This is a genomic window from Variovorax sp. RTB1, assembly GCF_035018765.1.
In the GTDB taxonomy this organism is placed as follows: domain Bacteria; phylum Pseudomonadota; class Gammaproteobacteria; order Burkholderiales; family Burkholderiaceae_C; genus Variovorax.
This window is the reverse complement of sequence record NZ_JASJXG010000002.1, coordinates 56357-73201: the sequence shown is the minus strand read 5'-3', so window position 1 is coordinate 73201 and position 16845 is coordinate 56357. Positions and strand designations below refer to the sequence as shown.

Genomic DNA, 16845 nt, shown 5'->3' with positions numbered 1-16845 from the left:
ACGATCATCGCTGATCGCCTTAATACTGTAAACCGCAATTGCCGTGCCGTGCCGTGCCGTGCCGTGCCGTGCCGTATCGCACAGCTTTTGGCATTACAGCCACACAAAGGCTGGTCGGGGTGAGAGGATTCGAACCTCCGGCCTCTACGTCCCGAACGTAGCGCTCTACCAGGCTAAGCTACACCCCGATTTGTTACAACACGGCGGCGTTTCAGGGCTCGCGCTTTGCGAATTCCTATGCGCGCCGCTCGAGTAACTGAGCTGCCAATTGTAGCAAACCGTTCGTGTGCGAATTGGCTGGAAAGTCCCGAAGAGCGTCGATGGCGCGTTGCGCTTCAGTCGCAGCCGCGGCTCGCGTGGCGTCGAGTGCGCCGGTCTGGCGCACGATCTCGACAATAAGCGGCAGTTGGCTTGTATCGCCTGCTTCGATCGCTGCTCTTACCAGGGCGCTCTCGTCCGGCTGCGCTCGCTGCATCGCAAGAATCAACGGCAAGGTCGTCTTGCCTTCGCGTAGATCGTCACCCAGGTTTTTACCGGTTTCGCTGGCGTCTCCGGCATAGTCGAGCACATCGTCGATCACCTGAAATGCAGTGCCGAGTGCCTGACCGTAGGTCGCGCATGACTCTTCCACGTCTGCGCCAGCTCCAGCCAAAACCGCGGCGAGCCGGGTGCTGGCTTCGAACAGCTTTGCCGTCTTGGAGCGGATCACCCTCAGATAATCGACCTCGTTGAGCGATGCGTCGTGCATGTTCATCAGCTGTAACACCTCGCCTTCAGCAATCACGTTCGTCGCTTCTGCCAGGATTTGCATGACGCGCATGTTGTTTGCATCCAGCATCATTTGAAATGCTCGCGAGTAGAGAAAATCACCGACCAGAACACTGGCGGGGTTGCCGAAAGACTCGTTGGCAGTGGGGCGACCGCGTCGCAGGGTCGACTCGTCGACAACGTCGTCGTGCAGCAACGTTGCGGTATGAATGAACTCGACCACTGCAGCCAGGTTATATCGCTGGTCGCCGGTGTAGCCCAGCGCACCGGTCATCAGCAGCAGCAGCGCAGGGCGGAGGCGCTTTCCGCCGGCAGCGATGATGTATTGCGAAACGTGACTGACCAGAGGAACGCCCGTGTCCAGTCGCGCAGCAATCACGCGGTCGACTGCCTCCATGTCATTGGCAATCAAGCCGAGGACGGCGGCTGTGGAAGAGGCTGATGCGTCAGCGGCAGGAACTGGCAAAGCAAGGGCGCCGGAGCGCTTTAAATGGGCGTCGAAACGGGCCGAAGCCGTGGGGCGCCAATTATAGGGAGCAGCGCGCTCAAGTCATTTGCCCACGCACCAAATCATGTTAGCAACCGCAAACCGTGCTATATTCTCGGGCTCTACGGAATTCGTCCGTGGAGCTTCCTAATCAAGAGGTCATTCATGTACGCGGTCATAAAAACCGGGGGCAAGCAGTATCGTGTTGCTTCCGGCGAAAAAATTAAAGTAGAACAGATTGCTGCGGACGTAGGCCAGGAAATCGTGATCGACCAGGTTTTGGCTGTCGGAGACGGCAGTGAAATCAAAGTTGGCACGCCCCTGGTGTCCGGCGCAACCGTGACAGTCACAGTACTGTCGCACGGCAAGCACGACAAAGTGCACATCTTCAAGATGCGCCGTCGGAAGCACTATCAGAAACGTCAAGGCCATCGCCAGCAGTTCACCGAACTGCAAATCGGCGCGATCGCCGGCTAAGGAACCGACACCATGGCACAGAAAAAAGGCGGCGGCTCAACGCGAAACGGGCGCGATTCAAAGCCCAAGATGCTCGGCGTCAAGGCGTTTGGCGGCGAGATGATCAGCGCAGGCGCGATCATCGTGCGCCAACGTGGTACCCGATTCCACCCCGGCGTGAATGTCGGCATCGGCAAGGACCACACGCTGTTCGCTCTGGTGAGCGGACATGTTTCGTTCGCCATCAAGGGTTCGCTGAATAAGCACACCGTCAACGTGATGCCGGCGGCTACCCAAGCCTGATCGATCGCTCGATCCGCTCCAAGGAGCCCCGCTTGTCGGGGCTTCTTCATTTGTAAACTGGATATTCCATGAAGTTCGTCGACGAAGCTTTTATCGACATCGCTGCTGGCGATGGCGGCGACGGCTGCGTGTCGTTCCGGCATGAAAAGTACAAAGAATTTGGTGGTCCGAATGGCGGCGACGGTGGCCGAGGCGGCCACGTCTTCGCCGTGGCCGACTCCAACCTCAATACGTTGGTGGATTTTCGTTTCTCGCGCCGGCATGACGCCAAGCGCGGTCAGCATGGAATGGGTTCCGATATGTTCGGCGCCGCAGGTGACGACGTCACGTTGAAGATGCCGGTCGGCACGATCATCACCGACGCAGAAACCGGCGAAGTCTTGTTCGAACTGCTGGCACCGGGCGAAGTCATCACCATTGCCAAAGGTGGCGACGGGGGTTTCGGCAACATGCGCTTCAAGAGCGCAATCAATCGAGCTCCTCGTCAAAAAACGCCAGGATGGCCAGGCGACAAACGCAGCCTCAAGCTCGAGCTCAAGGTGTTGGCTGACGTCGGGTTGCTTGGCATGCCTAACGCGGGCAAGTCGACACTGATTACTGCCATTTCAAACGCGCGGCCGCGTATCGCAGACTATCCGTTCACCACGCTTCACCCGAACCTCGGCGTGGTGCGCGTGGGCCCCGAGCAGAGCTTCGTTGTCGCTGATCTGCCTGGTCTGATCGAAGGTGCGGCAGAAGGCGCCGGACTCGGCCATTTGTTTTTGCGCCATCTCCAGCGCACGCGATTGCTGCTGCACGTCATCGATATCGCTCCTTTCGACGAAGGTGTCGACCCGGTAGTTCAGGCGAGAGCGATCGTCGGTGAGCTGAAGAAATACGACGCAGCGCTGTACGAGAAGCCTCGCTGGCTGGTGCTGAACAAGCTCGACATGGTGCCCGACGAAGAGCGTGCCGCCCGCGTCAAAGATCTCGTCAAACGGCTGCGCTTCAAAGGCCCGGTATTCGAGATATCTGCGCTCACGCGGGAAGGGTGCGAACTGTTGGTGCAGGCCGTCTACCGTCACGTGAAAGCGCAGCAGCTCGCCGAACAGCCCCCGGCCGAAGTCGATCCGCGCTTCGCCGAACCGGCGCCTTGAAGATGGTGGCATCCACCGTCTTGCGCGACGCGCGGCGTATTGTCGTCAAAGTGGGCTCGAGCCTTGTAACGAACGAAGGGCGCGGCCTCGACGAACACGCGATTGGTGAATGGTGCCGGCAACTCGCGACGCTGGTGCGCGAAGGGCGCGAAGTGGTCATGGTGTCGAGCGGCGCCATCGCCGAGGGCATGAAGCGGCTGGGCTGGCGGGTGCGGCCGCACGAGATCAACGAGCTGCAAGCGGCTGCGGCCGTGGGCCAAATGGGCTTGGCGCAGATCTACGAAACCAAGCTGCGCGAGAATGGCATCGGTAGCGCGCAAGTGCTGTTGACGCACGCTGATTTGGCCGATCGCGAACGCTATCTCAACGCCCGGTCGACACTCGTTACGCTGCTGCGCCTCGGCGTGGTTCCGGTCATCAACGAAAACGATACGGTCGTCAACGACGAGATCAAGTTCGGCGACAACGACACGCTGGGTGCACTGGTCGCCAACCTCGTTGAAGCCGATGCATTGGTCATCCTCACCGATCAACGCGGGCTTTTCACGGCCGATCCGCGGAAGGATGCTGAAGCTCAATTCGTCCACGAAGCAGCTGCGGGCGATGCATCACTTGAGGCCATGGCGGGCGGCGCCGGTTCGAGCTTGGGCCGAGGCGGCATGATCACGAAGATTCTGGCGGCCAAGCGTGCGGCCGGGTCGGGTGCCTCTACCGTCATTGCATGGGGACGTGAACCCGACGCCCTGCTGCGCCTCACTCGCGGAGAGTCGATCGGCACGTTGTTGATCGCACAAACTGCGAAGCATCAGGCCCGCAAGCGCTGGATGGCCGATCACTTGCAGATGCGCGGCGCGGTGCGGGTCGACGCCGGCGCCGCTGCCAAGGTGCGAGGCGAAGGCAAGAGCTTGCTACCGATCGGCATGACTGCGGTAGAGGGCGACTTCTCGCGGGGCGATGTGATCGCTGTGCATGACGAGGCCGGCGTCGAGCTGGCGCGTGGTCTTGCCAACTATTCGAGCAGCGAGGCGCGGCTGCTATGCCGCAAGCCTTCGGCCGAATTCGAGCGCTTGCTCGGCTACGTCGCCGAGCCGGAAATGGTCCACCGCGACAACATGGTGCTTATGCCTTCGGCGTCGGCTACGACGACCGGCCAATCCAACGGGGCGTTCGGCGGACGCTGATCACTGCATGCCGGGGATTTCCGGTTCGCGCATCGGCTGCTTGATATAGCGAACGATCTCGGCGACCGAGGCGCGTGGCGCGTGACCTCTACACAACCCCTGATTCGCCAATTCCTTCGCATAACTGGACCGCAAATCGCGAAAGCTCTTCCACTCCGGGTTGGTGGTGGCACGCCAGCCATCGCTTCCATAGCGCGCATAGCTCTTCGTCTCTTCGCTCGAACAGCGCACGCCTTCATAGAAGGCGTTGATACCGCCACCAGTTGAATTTGAAGCTACGACCACATAGCGAACGATGCCGTCGCCGGTGATCGCGATGGTGGCCGGATCGACGCCAAACTTCGAAGTCATATACGAAGGCATTTCGATCGACAGGAGCTTGTTCGCATCGAACTTGGGCGGCGCTGGAACTTCAGTCTCTTTCCACTCGACGTCCATGCTGGTGCGGGTTGGTAGTGGTGGCGAGCCGGCTTGAGCCCAGTCAGGATTGCTCGTATCGCGCCCAGCGCTTGCGCAACCCACACCAGCGACCGAGACAAGCGTGCACAAGCAAGCAAACGTGAGAGCGCGTTTAGCGCGGCGCGTGAAGCGGATCGGGAGGATAGGGAACATCGTTCGCAAGGTTGGCATTGGCAGGAGCACTGGGGTCAGGATCGAAGCTGGCACCCGGTGGAAGCTCGAAGTTGGATTCATAGCCTGCAGCAGAAGGATGGCGCTCGAATTCTCGGGCGCGCACATTGCTGCGCAGGAAACGGTTACGAAAATCTTGTCTAGGCAGGTAGCGTGAAAGTTCGGTGAGCGCCATTTCATAGACGCCGCGCTTGAATTCGACCACCACGTCAAGCGGCACCCAGTAGTCGTGCCAGCGCCAGGCGTCGAATTCCGGATGATCGGTCGCACGCAGATTCAGGTCCCAGTCATGACCGGTGAGCTGCAATAAATACCAGATCTGTTTCTGGCCCTTGTAGTGACCTCGTGCGTCCCGGCGAATAAACCGGTCCGGCACCTCGTAGCGCAACCAGTCGCGGGTACGGGCAACGATTCGCACATGCTCCGGCTGGAGCCCTACTTCTTCATGCAGTTCCCGGAACATCGCTTGCTCCGGACTCTCGCCTCGATCGATGCCACCCTGCGGAAACTGCCAGGAGTGAGTGCGTATGCGCTTGCCCCAAAAAACCTGGTTTCTCTGGTTGAGCAGGATGATGCCGACGTTGGGCCTGAAGCCGTCCCGGTCGAGCATAATCAAACCCCAAATTTCTATGAACTGAGTCGATTATGCACGCCGTGTTACGCACGGCAAGCGACCGGTTTCGAGGGCTTTACCGGCCTTCTTCTTCCCTTTAGATCGTCCTGGCGCGCGCAAGATGAAAGCATCCCGTTTTTTTGTCTCCACCTTGAAAGAAGCTCCGGCAGACGCAGAGGTCGCGAGTCATCGCCTGATGATGCGCGCCGGCATGATCAAAAAGCTCGGCATCGGCATCTACACGTACATGCCGATGGGCCTGCGCGTGATCCGCAAAATCGAGGCGATCGTGCGCGAAGAGATGAACCGAGCCGGCGCCGTCGAGCTCGCGATGCCGGTGGTTCAGCCGGCAGAGTTCTGGCAAGAGAGCGGCCGTTTCGAGAAGATGGGCCCCGAGTTGCTTCGCATCAAGGATCGGCATGACCGCGACTACGTCGTCCAGCCGACCAGCGAAGAAGTGGTGACCGACATCGCGCGGCAGGAGATCCGCAGCTACAAGCAGCTGCCGAAGAATTTTTATCAGATTCAGACCAAGTTCCGGGATGAACGACGCCCGCGCTTTGGCCTCATGCGCGGACGCGAGTTCACGATGAAAGATGCGTACAGCTTCGATCGCGACCTTGACGCTGCCAAGCTCAGCTACAAGGCCATGTCCGATGCCTACCGCCTCATCTTCGATCGCTTCGGACTGCGCTATCGCGCTGTCGCTGCCGACAGCGGCGCCATCGGCGGCGACCTGAGCGAAGAGTTTCAGGTCATCGCCGCCACCGGCGAAGACGCCATCGTGTATTGCGCTGACAGCGACTATGCCGCCAACATGGAAAAGGCCGAGGCGCTGGCGCCAGCCGGCACTCGGCCAGACGCTTTCAATGCGCTCGCCAAGACACCTACGCCCGGTAAGAGCACCTGCGCAGACGTGGCGGAGCTGCTGGGCGTGCCGCTGTCCAGCACTGTCAAGACGCTGGTTCTGGCCACCGACATCGTCGACGCTACGGGCGACATCAAGGGCGCGAAAGTCTGGCTGTTGCTGCTGCGCGGCGATCACGACATGAACGAGATCAAGGTCGGCAAAATCGCCGGGCTCGACCAGGGCTTCCGCTTTGCCACGATCTCCGAAATCGACGATCACTTCGGCTGCAAGCCCGGCTACCTCGGTCCGCTGAATCTCAAGAAACCGCTCTCCATCGTGGCCGATCGCGAAGTGGCTGTCATGACCGACTGGATCACCGGCGCCAACCAAGTCGACTTCCATATGAGCGGCGTGAATTGGGGCCGCGACCTGCCTGAGCCCGACGTGGTGGCGGACATCCGCAACGTCGTCGCTGGCGATCCGTCGCCGGACGGCAAGGGCGTGCTGGCGATCGAGCGTGGCATCGAGGTCGGGCACGTCTTCGTGCTCGGCACCAAATACAGCAAGGCGATGAACGCCACCTTTCTCGACGAGGGCGGAAAGCCGCAATTTCTCGAAATGGGCTGCTACGGCATCGGCATCACGCGCCTGCCTGCCGCCGCCATCGAGCAGAACCACGACGAGCGCGGCATCATCTGGCCCGACGCGATCGCGCCCTTCACCGTCGTGGTGTGCCCGATCGGCATGGACCGCAGCGCCGACGTCAAAGCGACAGCCGAGTCGCTCTACGAAACGCTGCTGGCAGCCGGTGTCGATGTACTGATCGACGACCGCGGGGAGCGCCCCGGCGCCATGTTCGCGGACTGGGAACTGATAGGTGTACCGCACCGTATCGTCATCTCAGACCGCGGCATCAAGGAAGGCCAGTTCGAGTATCAGCATCGCCGGGACACAGCGGCGACGAAGGTGCCAGCCGGCGAGGCCGCTGCGTTCCTGAAAGCGCGACTGGCGGGATGAGCGGCCGCGCGCTGCCCGCGCCGTTGGCGGCGCGCACCGTTCCAGGCCCGGCGGCTTTGTCGCGGCGGCGTCTGGTGCTCGGCGCGTCGCTGGCACCCTTGGCGATGTCGATCCATCAGTCGGCCCACGCAGGCGCACAAATCGAAGAGCCGCTGATCGACTCCGTTCGAACGGCCTTGTCGTCGGCCATTCACAACAAGGCACCGCCGATCCCGGAATTCAGCGACACCGAATCGCGCCTGAGCTACCTTCGATGGCTAGGGGCCATGAGCGAACGCCTGTTGAAAAAAGTGCCGGACTGGCCGACCCGCAAAGAGCTTTTGCAAACGATTTGGTACGAATCCAAGCGGTCCGGGCTCGACGTCAGCCTGGTGCTCGGGCTAGTCCAGGTCGAGAGCAACTTCCGCAAGTTTGCAGTGTCGAGTGCCGGCGCTCGCGGCTACATGCAGGTCATGCCGTTCTGGACTCGCGTGATTGGCGACAGCGATCCGACCAAGCTGTTCCACATGCAGACCAACCTGCGCTTCGGCTGCGTCATCCTGCGCCACTACCTCCAGCGTGAGAACGGCGATTTGTTCATGACGCTTGGCCGCTATAACGGCAGCCGTGGTCGCTCGCCGTACCCGGATGCGGTGTTTGCCAACCAGCGCCCGTGGCTCTTCGCGGACCGTACACCCGACAAGATCCCGCCCGTCGCGCCGCCGCGCGGATAGTCGTCCCAGTCGTCCTGCGTTCCTGGATCAGGCTTTCTTGCTGACCAGCACTTGGTCCACGCGGTGGTTGTCGACGTCGACCACTTCGAACGCGTAGCCGCCCCAGTTCACGCAATCGGTGCGCTTGGGCACGCGGCGTAGCATCACCATCAGAAAGCCCGCCAGCGTTTCGTATTCGTCGGCGTGCGGCAGCGTATCGATGTGGAGCGCACGCATCACATCCTGCACCGGCGTCACTCCGTCGATCAACCAAGAGGTGTCGTCGCGCTTGACGATCTGCTGCTCCTCGTCTTGCGCACCGACGAGGTCGCCCATCACCGTGCTCATCACGTCGTTGAGCGTGATGACGCCGACCACCAGGCTGTATTCATTGACGATGATCGCGAAGTCTTCGTGCGCCTGCTGGAACTGTTCGAGCACTTCGGTCAGCGACAAGCGATCTGGGATAACCAGCGCCTTGTGCAGCGGCACGCCCTGGTCGAGCGCCAGCGGCTGGCCGCTCAGCACACGCTGGAACATGTCCTTGGCATCGACATAGCCGAGCACGTGATCGATATCGCCGTCGCACACCGGATACGCGGAGAAGGGTTCGGCCACGATGCGCGCACGCAGCACCGATTCAGGGTCGTCCTTTTGAAACCATGTAATGCGGTCGCGCGAAGTCATCACGCTGTGAACCAGTCGCGTGTCGAGCTCGAAGACGTTGGCGATCACCTGTTGCTCCCGCACCGCCAGCACGCCGGCCCGCGCGCCCGCTTCGGTCATCGCGAGAATATCGGCCGACGTGATCTTGTCGATGCGCTGCAGCGGAATGCCGAGCAGTTTGAAGAGCACATCCGTGCTGCGCGTGAAGAACCAGACGAGTGGCTTGAAGGTCGTGATCAGCACGCTCATCGGACCGACCATGCGCACCGCGAGGTGTTCCGGGTCGCTCATGCCGAGCCGCTTGGGGAAGAGATCGGCGAACACCAGGAACACCGCGATGATCGTCACGAACGAGGCCAGAAATGCGCCGGTCTTCGCTGCATCGGGCCCGAACCAGATGCCGAGCAAACGTTCGAAGAACGGGCTGAGCGCGCCTTCGCCCACCACGCCGCCCAAAATGGCGACCGCGTTAAGACCGATCTGGACCACGGTGAAATAGTGGCCCGGCTGCTCCTGCACTTTCAGCACTTGCTCCGCCCTGGCATCGCCTTCGTCGGCCATCTGGCGCAGCCGCAGGCGGCGCGATGCAGCAAGCGTGATTTCAGCAAGAGAAAAGAACGCGCTCGTCGCGATCAGAACGACGATGGCGAGCAGGCTTTGGGTCAGAGTCATGGCAAGTCTATGGAGCCTGCCATGGTGCCATCGAAACGGCGGGGCCCGGCGCCGGGTCTCGACCTACTGCGCGAAGCCGATGCGGCTTTTTCCAGTGGCTGCACGGGAAGCCGTGCCGGCTGTCTGCGGCACCCGCGTAGTTTTTTTACGATTCGCGCGGCAATGCCATCTACGTCGGGAAAACAGAAAAGCTGGACTTCTGGACGGAAGCAAACAATGCGCTCGCTCGGGACAGGAAGGAGCTGCAATGCGTTCGGCTCGTTGACCATCCCCGCACCAATGTCGCCTTCAAGCCGGCATTCCACACCTGAAATGAGCCAAACCCCGGGGCTCTGCCGAGTTGCTTACACCGCGCCTTGCGGGTGCGTCGGATCGATCCAGAGAACAGACTCCGGCTTTTCCACCGGTGCGATGTCGAGGTTGACGGCCACCGCCTCGCCGTCGCTTCGGCACAGCACGCATTCGAGTGCTTCTGTCGCGCTCGCATTGATTTCCTGGTGCGGCACGTAGGGCGGCACGTAGATGAAATCGCCTGGGCCGGCTTCGGCGGTGAACTCGAGGTGATCGCCCCACCGCATGCGGGCCTTGCCTCGGATCACGTAGATCACAGACTCGAGGTGCCCGTGGTGATGTGCACCGGTCTTGGCGTCCGCATGAATCGTCACCGTGCCGGCCCACAGCTTCTGCGCACCGACGCGGGCAAAGTTGATGGCAGCCGCGCGGTTCATGCCCGGCGTTTGCGCCGTGTTCACGTCGAGCTGATCTGCCTTGACGACGCGCACGCCATCGTGCTTCCAGGCCGGCTCGCCGTGCGGGTGCACGCGGCCGTCGCCTTCGTGTTCGTGGCTCAAGCCGCGCTGCCGTTCAACGCCTGTTGCAGCTCACCCGACTCGTACATTTCCATCAGGATGTCGGAGCCGCCGACAAATTCGCCCTTGATGTAGAGCTGCGGAATGGTCGGCCAGTTACTGTATTCCTTGATGCCCTGACGGACTTCCGGGTCGTCGAGCACGTTGACGGTCTTGAGCGACTTGGTGTCGACGCCCACGGCCTTCAGGATCTGGATGGCTCGGCCGGAAAAGCCGCACATCGGAAAGCTGGCGTTGCCCTTCATGAAGAGCACGATTTCGTTGGTCTTGACGAGGTCGTCGATGCGTTGCTGGGCGTCGGACATGGGGAGCTCCTTTATGGAATACGAGTTGAGGGGATTATTTCACCGTGCGCCAAACCCCGCCGGAGCAACGCGCGATGCCGGCGAGGTCATTCCGGCTTTGCACTTTGGCAAAGCCGCGCTCGGCCAGCAAGGCCCGTACGGCGGCGGCTTGATCGTGTCCGTGTTCGAGCAGCAGCCATCCACCTTCGGACAGGTGCGGCGGCGCGTCGCGCACGATGCGCCGCAGATCGTCGAGGCCGTCCGCGCCGGCGACCAGGGCGGCAATGGGCTCATGCCGCAGAGCGGCAAGGTGGCGGTCATCGGCCGCGATGTAGGGCGGGTTCGAGACGATGACGTCGTAACTGACCGCGGCGCCATCCAGCCAGTCGGCCTGAGTGAATTGCACCGCCAAGCGCAGCCGCGTGGCATTCGCTGCGGCCACTGCCAATGCATCGGCGCTGGCATCGATCGCACGCACCAACGCATCGGGCCGTGCGTGAGCCAGCGCCAGAGCGATAGCACCGCTGCCGGTGCCGAGGTCGAGCACGGTGGGTGACGCCAACGCGTCGAGCCGCTCCAGCGCCCAATCGACCAGCGTTTCAGTGTCGGGCCGCGGAACCAATACGCGGGCATCGATCTTCAAGGTAAGCCCGTGGAATTCCTTCTCGCCGACGAGATAGGCCAGAGGCTCGCCGGTCGCACGTCGGTCTAACTGCCGCGCGAAGGCCGGCCACCTCGATTCGGAAAATTCGTCGGTGTCGTGCGCCCGTAACCAGGCCCGGTCGTGTAGCGGGCGCCCGATCGCATGGAGCAAGAGCAGTTGCGCATCGAGCCGGTCGATGCCGAGTGCCAGCGCCGCAGCCAATGCCTGCGCGATCGTCATGCCGGCAGGCTCGATTCGAGTTCGGACAATTGCTCGGCTTCGCGTGCGGCTTGCAACGCGGCCAGCACGTCGCCCAGGTCGCCTTCCATGATCGCCAGCAGCTTGTAGAGCGTCAGGTTGATGCGGTGGTCGGTGAGTCGCCCCTGCGGAAAGTTGTAAGTGCGAATGCGATCGCTGCGGTCGCCGGTGCCGATCAGGCCCTTGCGCTCGGCCGCGTCCTTGGCCGCGCGCTCGCTGCGATCCTTTTCATGGATGCGGGCGGTCAGCACCTTCATTGCCTGGGCCTTGTTGCCGTGCTGGCTGCGGCCGTCCTGGCACTCGGCGACGATGCCTGTCGGAAGGTGCGTGATGCGCACCGCCGAATCGGTCTTGTTGATGTGCTGGCCGCCCGCGCCGCTGGCACGGTAGGTGTCGATGCGCAGGTCGGCCGGGTTGATCTTGATAGCCTCCTGTTCGTCCGGCTCGGCCAACACCGCGACCGTGCAGGCGCTGGTGTGGATGCGGCCTTGCGTCTCGGTCGTCGGCACCCGCTGCACCCGGTGGCCGCCCGACTCGAAGCGCAGCTGGCCAAACACATCGGTGCCGATCACGCGGACCACGACCTCCTTGTAGCCACCCAGTTCGCTCTGGCTTTCGCTGACGATCTCGCAGCGCCAGCCCACGCGCTCGGCGTAGCGCGTGTACATGCGAAGCAGGTCGGCCGCGAAGAGTGCCGATTCGTCGCCACCGGTGCCGGCGCGGATTTCGAGGAACGCGTTGCGCGAGTCGTCCGGGTCCTTGGGCAGCAGGAGGCGCTGCAGCTCTTCTTCGAGCTGAGCCAAATCGGCTTCGGCGCCTGCGATTTCGTCGCGCGCCATGTCGACCATTTCCGGGTCCGCGAGCATCCCGCGTGCGCCGGTAATGTCGGACTCCCTCCGCACATAGCGCGCATATCGGCCGGCGATTTGCGTGACCTCGGCATGCTCGCGCGAGATGGTGCGGTACTGCGCCATGTCGCTCATGATGTCTTCGCGCGACAGCAGAAAGTCGAGCTCCTCCAGGCGTAACGCATAACGCTCGAGTTGATGGCGCAGGAATGATTTCAAGGTGGAAAGACCAAAGGCAATAGGAAAAGGGGACGCCGCCATCGGCGACTGAAGCGGCTGCACTCGACAAATGCGCGCACCGCTGAACGGGCTATGGGCCCACCGACCAGCGTCGCTAACGCTCTTTGCGCAGGAACAGGCGCGAGATGGTCTGCGCAGTTTGCTCGCGCGCTGCGACGTCGCCGGCGTGAAGCTCGGTCATTGCGCCGTGCAACATCTTCTGCGTCAGCCCGCGCGCCATGGCTTCGAGTACCGCCTCCACCGGCTCGCCCTTGGCCAGCATCTTGCGGGCACGTGCCATCTCCGTCGCACGCCATTCATCGCTCTGTGCGTTGAGCTGTTGAATGAGTGGCACCGTACCGCGCTGGTCCAGCCACTGCATGAAGCTCTGGACGCCGGCGTCGATGATGACTTCGGCTTGCGCCACCGCAGCCTGGCGGTTGGCTTGGCCCTGCTGCACCACCTGCGCCAGATCGTCCACTGTGTAGAGGTACACGTCTTCGAGCGCCTTCACTTCGGGCTCGATGTCGCGTGGTACGGCCAGATCTACCATGAACATCGGCCGGTGCTTGCGTGCCTTGAGCGCCCGCTCGACCGCTCCGAGGCCGATCAGTGGCAACGTGCTCGCAGTGCAACTCACCACGATGTCGAACTCTGCGAGTCGACCCGGCAAATCGGCCAGGCGCATGGATTCGGCGCCGAAGCGTGCGGCCAGCACTTCGCCGCGCGCCTGAGTGCGATTGGCGATGGTGATCGACTTGGGCTCCTTCGCCGCGAAGTGCGTCACCGCCAGATCGATCATTTCGCCGGCGCCGACGAACAGTATCCGAGTCTGTTTCAGGTCTTCGAACAGTTGGCCGGCGAGGCGCACCGCAGCCGCCGCCATGCTGATCGAATGCGCACCGATCTCGGTGGCAGTGCGCACTTCTTTCGCGACCGCGAACGAGCGCTGAAACAACTGATTGAGCGTGCTGCCCAGCGCACCGGCCGTTTCGGCGGCGCGCACCGCATCTTTCATCTGGCCGAGGATCTGCGCCTCGCCAAGCACCATCGAATCGAGCCCGCTGGCGACGCGGAAGGCGTGACGCGCAACATCGTCGTTGTGCAGGGTGTAGGCATGCGAGCGAAGCAGGGCAGGGGCAACGCCGCCGCTTTGGGCCAACCAGCCCATCGTGTGGTCGAGCGCGATGTCGTCTGCTGCGGCGCAATAAATCTCGGTGCGATTGCAGGTCGAAAGGATCGCGGCTTCGATTTGGGGATGGCGACCAGCAGGGAAAGAGCTGCGCAGGCTCTGCAACGTCGGGGCCAACTGGTCGATCGCGAACGCGAAACGACCGCGCAGGTCGAGCGGCGCGGTCGTGTGGTTCAAGCCGAGAGCCCAGACTGACATAGCTGACAATTATAAAATTTATAGCGCCCCAGGGCGGGCGGTCTCCATGTGGCCGAGACTATCGGCGGTTTAGCCTACGCCGCCCCGCTTTTTTTTGATCTCCGCCGTGTCTCCATTTCAACTGCTCGACTCCCTGCTCAACTTCTTAGCGCCGGCCTTTTTCATCGCGCTGGTGCTGGCGTTGGCAACCCGCTTTTTGATGAGGCGACGAGCAGGAGCGCCAGGGTTCTGGACGCAGACAGGCATCAATTTCCTGGCGGGTATTGCGGTGATGGTGACCGGTCTGGTCATCTACGGCCATGACGGCATGATGTGGACCTATGGCGCCTTGGTGATCGTCTGCGGTACCGGTCAATGGCTGCTGGCCGGCGGTGCACGGCGATAGACGGAACCAGCTGGTCACGCGGGGCGCGGTCCCGGGTCCGGGCCTGGAACTTCGGCAGGTTGCGATGCGGAGGCTGGCGGCGCGACTGGCATCGGCGCAGCGGCATAGGCCGCCAGCGGCAATTGCGCCTTGTTCAGCTCGTCGAGGATCTTGAAGAGCAGGTCGCTCCGCACACCACCCGCCAACCTCGGGTTCTGCACATAGGCGATCAGCTGGAAGATCAGGAACCCGCCTTCGATGCCATCCAGCATGAGCGATGGTTCCGGGGTCGGCAGCACGCCCGGATGCTCACTGCAGGCCGACAGCATCACATCGCGCGCCCGGTGCGCATCGGTGGTCAACGGCATCGGCAAACGAATCAATACACGGCCCTCGGCGTTCGCCAGCGTCATGTTGCGGACGGTCTTGGTGATGAACTCCGAGTTGGGCACGATCAAGGTCGACCGGTCGCCCAACTGGATTTCGGTGGCACGCACGTTGATCCGCTTCACATCTCCTTCGGCCGTGCCCAGCACCACCCAATCACCTACTTTGACCGGCCGCTCCGCCAGCAGGATCAAACCGGAAATAAAGTTCTGCACGATGGCCTGCAGCCCAAAGCCGATGCCGACCGACAGCGCGCTCGCGACCCAGGCGATGCGATTCACACCGATGCCGAGCGCAGACAAGGCAAACGCGACCACCACGATCGTCCCGACGTAGCCAAGCAGCGTCGTGAGCGAACTGCGCATGCCGACTTCGAGGCTGGTCTCCGGCAGATAGCTGTTTTCGAGCCAGCGCTTGAACACGCGCAGCAAGACAAAGCCGATGAGCAACGCGGTGATCGCGCTCACGATGGCGCCCGGCACCAGCTGGAACTCGCCGACCTTCAGTCCGCTGCCATAAGTGCCGCTGCGCTGAAACACCTCGGCGGGGCTTGTGCCCAGTGGGGTGATGAGCGACACCAGCATGTAGAAGAAGAGGGCGACGCGGCCCAGCCCGGAAAGCACGACCGCGGCTTGGTCGAGCGTTTGCGGCTGCAGGTCGAAGGCCTTCTGCAGCCGTTGACCGAAGCTGCTCTTCGATGCGACGACCGCCATGAACAGGTCGTCGACGAACTTGAACAGCACGTAGAAGGCCATCGCCACGATGCCGGCCCATGTCAGCTGCGTGGCCAGAAAGCTCGCCAGCGCCACATACCCAAGCGCGACCAGCACCCATATCGCGACCGTCAACACGGCGATGGCGGCGAGCAGCAAACCGACCCACATCGGACGATCGGCAGGCTTGCCGGTCTCTGGGTCGGCTTCGGCGCTCAGGGGCTTGACGCGATGCAACACGATGGCGGTCAACGCGGTGAGCCCGAGCGCTGTGAGCACGTGCGTGGCAACCACCGCCGCGAAGCTCGCGTCGACCAGCGCATTGATGCGCGCCGGTGCCCACACCAGCGCCGCCACCACCGCGACGAACCAGGGAAGCGGAGCGAGACGCGCGGCGGCCGCTTCCGACATCGGCGGCAAGCGCCACGACGGTCGACCAGCCGACAAGAGCGCCCGCCCGAGGCTGATCACGAACGCGATGAAGATCAGCGACTGCACGACGCTTAGCGCCGCGGCCCGAGACTGCGGCGGCCACGACTCACGCTTGTCGAGCATGTAGAACGACCAGTGCGCGGCGATCGCGACCAACAGCACGTTGGTCGTCACGATGGCGATCACCAGCAGCGAACGGCGCAACCGGCCCACCGGAAGCACGCGCGCCGCCAGGCGCGCAAGGCCCTTCTCCGCCACCCAGTTGCCGAGCGTCGCGATCAGCAGTGCGGCCAACAGCACCGCGAGTACTGCGGCGCGGTGCGGTGGCTGGATCGCCAGCGCGACACCACGTTTGATGTTGCCGATCAGCTGGCCGACGCGCGCCGTGTCGTCGGGCCACGCATCGTGCAAGTCGTTCCAGAAATCGCTTCCGAGCGGTGAGGCGGCGCGCTCGGTGAGCTGCGCCTCGAACAGCGAACGACGCTGCGCCAGTAAGTCGCTGCCGCGCTGCTGTGAGTCGATGATGAGCAGCCGCGCAAGCCGGATGTCGGCATCGAGTCCGTTGCGCTCCTTGGTCAGCGCAGCACGTTGGCGCGTGATGTCGGGGTCTTCGGTCGCGCCCGCAGTCGGCGCGTTGCCGAGCTCGCCCAGCCGGGCATTGATATCTGCAAGCTGGCCGGCGTGCGACGCCACGAAAGCCTCGCCTTGCTGGCCGATGTCGTTGATCTCCGCCAGCCGCGCCCGAACCTCCTTCGCGTTGTCCAGCGTGGCGGGCAGCGCGTTGAGCTGCGCTCGCAGTTCGGCCACGCTCGGTTGGGGGTCGGCGGCCGCTGCGGGAGCGCTGTTGTCCTGCGCGTGCGCTGCGGCGCACAGCACCACGGCGAACAGAAGCGCCGACAGGCGAGAGATCCAGGTCTTGGTGCTGATCATTGAGCCTATTACACAGCGAGCCCTGCCGGCCAGACCG

17 protein-coding genes and 1 tRNA gene are annotated in these 16845 nt (G+C 62.8%); 7 read left to right on the top strand and 11 right to left on the bottom strand.

Annotated features, from left to right (window positions below; translation table 11 throughout):
- Positions 1 to 111 precede the first annotated feature (111 nt).
- Positions 112 to 188, bottom strand: a tRNA-Pro gene (locus QN397_RS01770).
- Between the two features lie 47 nt (positions 189 to 235).
- On the bottom strand, positions 236 to 1234 hold the full coding sequence (locus QN397_RS01765; protein ID WP_323495528.1) for a polyprenyl synthetase family protein: 999 nt from the start codon (positions 1232 to 1234) through the stop codon (positions 236 to 238).
- 186 nt (positions 1235 to 1420) lie between these two features.
- Here QN397_RS01765 and rplU point away from each other — a divergent pair, with 186 nt between their 5' ends.
- The 4 genes from rplU to proB all read left to right on the top strand — a co-directional run bounded on the left by rplU (position 1421) and on the right by proB (position 4331).
- Positions 1421 to 1732 carry a 50S ribosomal protein L21 gene (rplU, locus tag QN397_RS01760; RefSeq protein ID WP_187054579.1) on the top strand — a complete coding sequence of 104 codons (312 nt, stop codon included), beginning with the start codon at positions 1421 to 1423 and terminating at the stop codon, positions 1730 to 1732.
- Positions 1733 to 1744: 12 nt separating this feature from the next.
- Positions 1745 to 2014 (top strand): 50S ribosomal protein L27, encoded by a 270-nt coding sequence (gene rpmA, locus QN397_RS01755; protein ID WP_187054580.1) that lies wholly within the window; start codon positions 1745 to 1747, stop codon positions 2012 to 2014.
- 68 nt (positions 2015 to 2082) lie between these two features.
- Positions 2083 to 3150, top strand: a complete 1068-nt coding sequence (gene cgtA, locus QN397_RS01750) for an Obg family GTPase CgtA (RefSeq protein ID WP_187054581.1) — start codon at positions 2083 to 2085, stop codon at positions 3148 to 3150.
- A 5-nt stretch (positions 3151 to 3155) separates the two neighbouring features.
- On the top strand, positions 3156 to 4331 hold the full coding sequence (gene proB / locus QN397_RS01745; protein WP_323495527.1) for a glutamate 5-kinase: 1176 nt from the start codon (positions 3156 to 3158) through the stop codon (positions 4329 to 4331).
- Here proB and QN397_RS01740 read toward each other — a convergent pair whose 3' ends face one another.
- A complete protein-coding gene (locus QN397_RS01740; protein WP_323495526.1) occupies positions 4332 to 4769 on the bottom strand; it encodes a CNP1-like family protein in 438 nt (145 codons plus the stop codon).
- Between the two features lie 133 nt (positions 4770 to 4902).
- Positions 4903 to 5571 (bottom strand): RNA pyrophosphohydrolase, encoded by a 669-nt coding sequence (locus QN397_RS01735; protein WP_187054901.1) that lies wholly within the window; start codon positions 5569 to 5571, stop codon positions 4903 to 4905.
- A gap of 124 nt (positions 5572 to 5695) precedes the next feature.
- On the opposite strand from QN397_RS01735, the gene QN397_RS01730 reads away from it, so the two are divergent.
- Both QN397_RS01730 and QN397_RS01725 read left to right on the top strand, forming a co-directional pair.
- Complete coding sequence (locus QN397_RS01730; RefSeq protein ID WP_323495525.1) at positions 5696 to 7441, top strand: proline--tRNA ligase; 1746 nt, start codon at positions 5696 to 5698, stop codon at positions 7439 to 7441.
- Complete coding sequence (locus tag QN397_RS01725; protein WP_323495524.1) at positions 7438 to 8154, top strand: lytic transglycosylase domain-containing protein; 717 nt, start codon at positions 7438 to 7440, stop codon at positions 8152 to 8154. Before QN397_RS01730 ends, QN397_RS01725 begins: the two co-directional genes overlap by 4 nt.
- 27 nt (positions 8155 to 8181) lie before the next feature.
- Here QN397_RS01725 and QN397_RS01720 read toward each other — a convergent pair whose 3' ends face one another.
- The 6 genes from QN397_RS01720 to hemA form a co-directional block, all read right to left on the bottom strand.
- On the bottom strand, positions 8182 to 9471 hold the full coding sequence (locus QN397_RS01720; RefSeq protein WP_323495523.1) for a hemolysin family protein: 1290 nt from the start codon (positions 9469 to 9471) through the stop codon (positions 8182 to 8184).
- A gap of 344 nt (positions 9472 to 9815) precedes the next feature.
- The gene (locus QN397_RS01715; protein WP_323495522.1) at positions 9816 to 10322 is read right to left on the bottom strand and encodes a cupin domain-containing protein; all 507 of its coding nucleotides are present in this window, start codon (positions 10320 to 10322) and stop codon (positions 9816 to 9818) included.
- A complete protein-coding gene (gene grxD / locus QN397_RS01710; protein ID WP_187054588.1) occupies positions 10319 to 10645 on the bottom strand; it encodes a Grx4 family monothiol glutaredoxin in 327 nt (108 codons plus the stop codon). The genes QN397_RS01715 and grxD overlap by 4 nt, the downstream gene beginning before the upstream one ends.
- Before the next feature lie 34 nt (positions 10646 to 10679).
- A complete protein-coding gene (prmC, locus tag QN397_RS01705) occupies positions 10680 to 11507 on the bottom strand; it encodes a peptide chain release factor N(5)-glutamine methyltransferase (protein WP_323495521.1) in 828 nt (275 codons plus the stop codon).
- Positions 11504 to 12592 carry a peptide chain release factor 1 gene (gene prfA, locus QN397_RS01700; protein WP_323495520.1) on the bottom strand — a complete coding sequence of 363 codons (1089 nt, stop codon included), beginning with the start codon at positions 12590 to 12592 and terminating at the stop codon, positions 11504 to 11506. The genes prmC and prfA overlap by 4 nt, the downstream gene beginning before the upstream one ends.
- A gap of 115 nt (positions 12593 to 12707) precedes the next feature.
- Positions 12708 to 13982, bottom strand: coding sequence for a glutamyl-tRNA reductase (gene hemA, locus QN397_RS01695; RefSeq protein WP_187054591.1), 1275 nt, complete (start codon positions 13980 to 13982; stop codon positions 12708 to 12710).
- 106 nt (positions 13983 to 14088) lie between these two features.
- Here hemA and QN397_RS01690 point away from each other — a divergent pair, with 106 nt between their 5' ends.
- The gene (locus tag QN397_RS01690) at positions 14089 to 14367 is read left to right on the top strand and encodes a hypothetical protein (protein WP_323495519.1); all 279 of its coding nucleotides are present in this window, start codon (positions 14089 to 14091) and stop codon (positions 14365 to 14367) included.
- A 14-nt stretch (positions 14368 to 14381) separates the two neighbouring features.
- Here QN397_RS01690 and QN397_RS01685 read toward each other — a convergent pair whose 3' ends face one another.
- Complete coding sequence (locus tag QN397_RS01685) at positions 14382 to 16808, bottom strand: DUF3772 domain-containing protein (RefSeq protein ID WP_323495518.1); 2427 nt, start codon at positions 16806 to 16808, stop codon at positions 14382 to 14384.
- Positions 16809 to 16845 lie beyond the last annotated feature (37 nt).

What these genes read in the sequence shown, in the direction of transcription:
- rplU (WP_187054579.1), top strand. Translation starts at nt 1,421, where the DNA reads ATGTACGCGGTCATAAAAACCGGGGGCAAGCAGTATCGTGTTGCTTCC.
- rpmA (WP_187054580.1), top strand. Translation starts at nt 1,745, where the DNA reads ATGGCACAGAAAAAAGGCGGCGGCTCAACGCGAAACGGGCGCGATTCA.
- cgtA (WP_187054581.1), top strand. Translation starts at nt 2,083, where the DNA reads ATGAAGTTCGTCGACGAAGCTTTTATCGACATCGCTGCTGGCGATGGC.
- QN397_RS01740 (WP_323495526.1), bottom strand. Translation starts at nt 4,769, where the DNA reads ATGGACGTCGAGTGGAAAGAGACTGAAGTTCCAGCGCCGCCCAAGTTC.
- QN397_RS01735 (WP_187054901.1), bottom strand. Translation starts at nt 5,571, where the DNA reads ATGCTCGACCGGGACGGCTTCAGGCCCAACGTCGGCATCATCCTGCTC.
- QN397_RS01730 (WP_323495525.1), top strand. Translation starts at nt 5,696, where the DNA reads ATGAAAGCATCCCGTTTTTTTGTCTCCACCTTGAAAGAAGCTCCGGCA.
- QN397_RS01725 (WP_323495524.1), top strand. Translation starts at nt 7,438, where the DNA reads ATGAGCGGCCGCGCGCTGCCCGCGCCGTTGGCGGCGCGCACCGTTCCA.
- QN397_RS01720 (WP_323495523.1), bottom strand. Translation starts at nt 9,471, where the DNA reads ATGACTCTGACCCAAAGCCTGCTCGCCATCGTCGTTCTGATCGCGACG.
- grxD (WP_187054588.1), bottom strand. Translation starts at nt 10,645, where the DNA reads ATGTCCGACGCCCAGCAACGCATCGACGACCTCGTCAAGACCAACGAA.
- prmC (WP_323495521.1), bottom strand. Translation starts at nt 11,507, where the DNA reads ATGACGATCGCGCAGGCATTGGCTGCGGCGCTGGCACTCGGCATCGAC.
- hemA (WP_187054591.1), bottom strand. Translation starts at nt 13,982, where the DNA reads ATGTCAGTCTGGGCTCTCGGCTTGAACCACACGACCGCGCCGCTCGAC.
- QN397_RS01685 (WP_323495518.1), bottom strand. Translation starts at nt 16,808, where the DNA reads ATGATCAGCACCAAGACCTGGATCTCTCGCCTGTCGGCGCTTCTGTTC.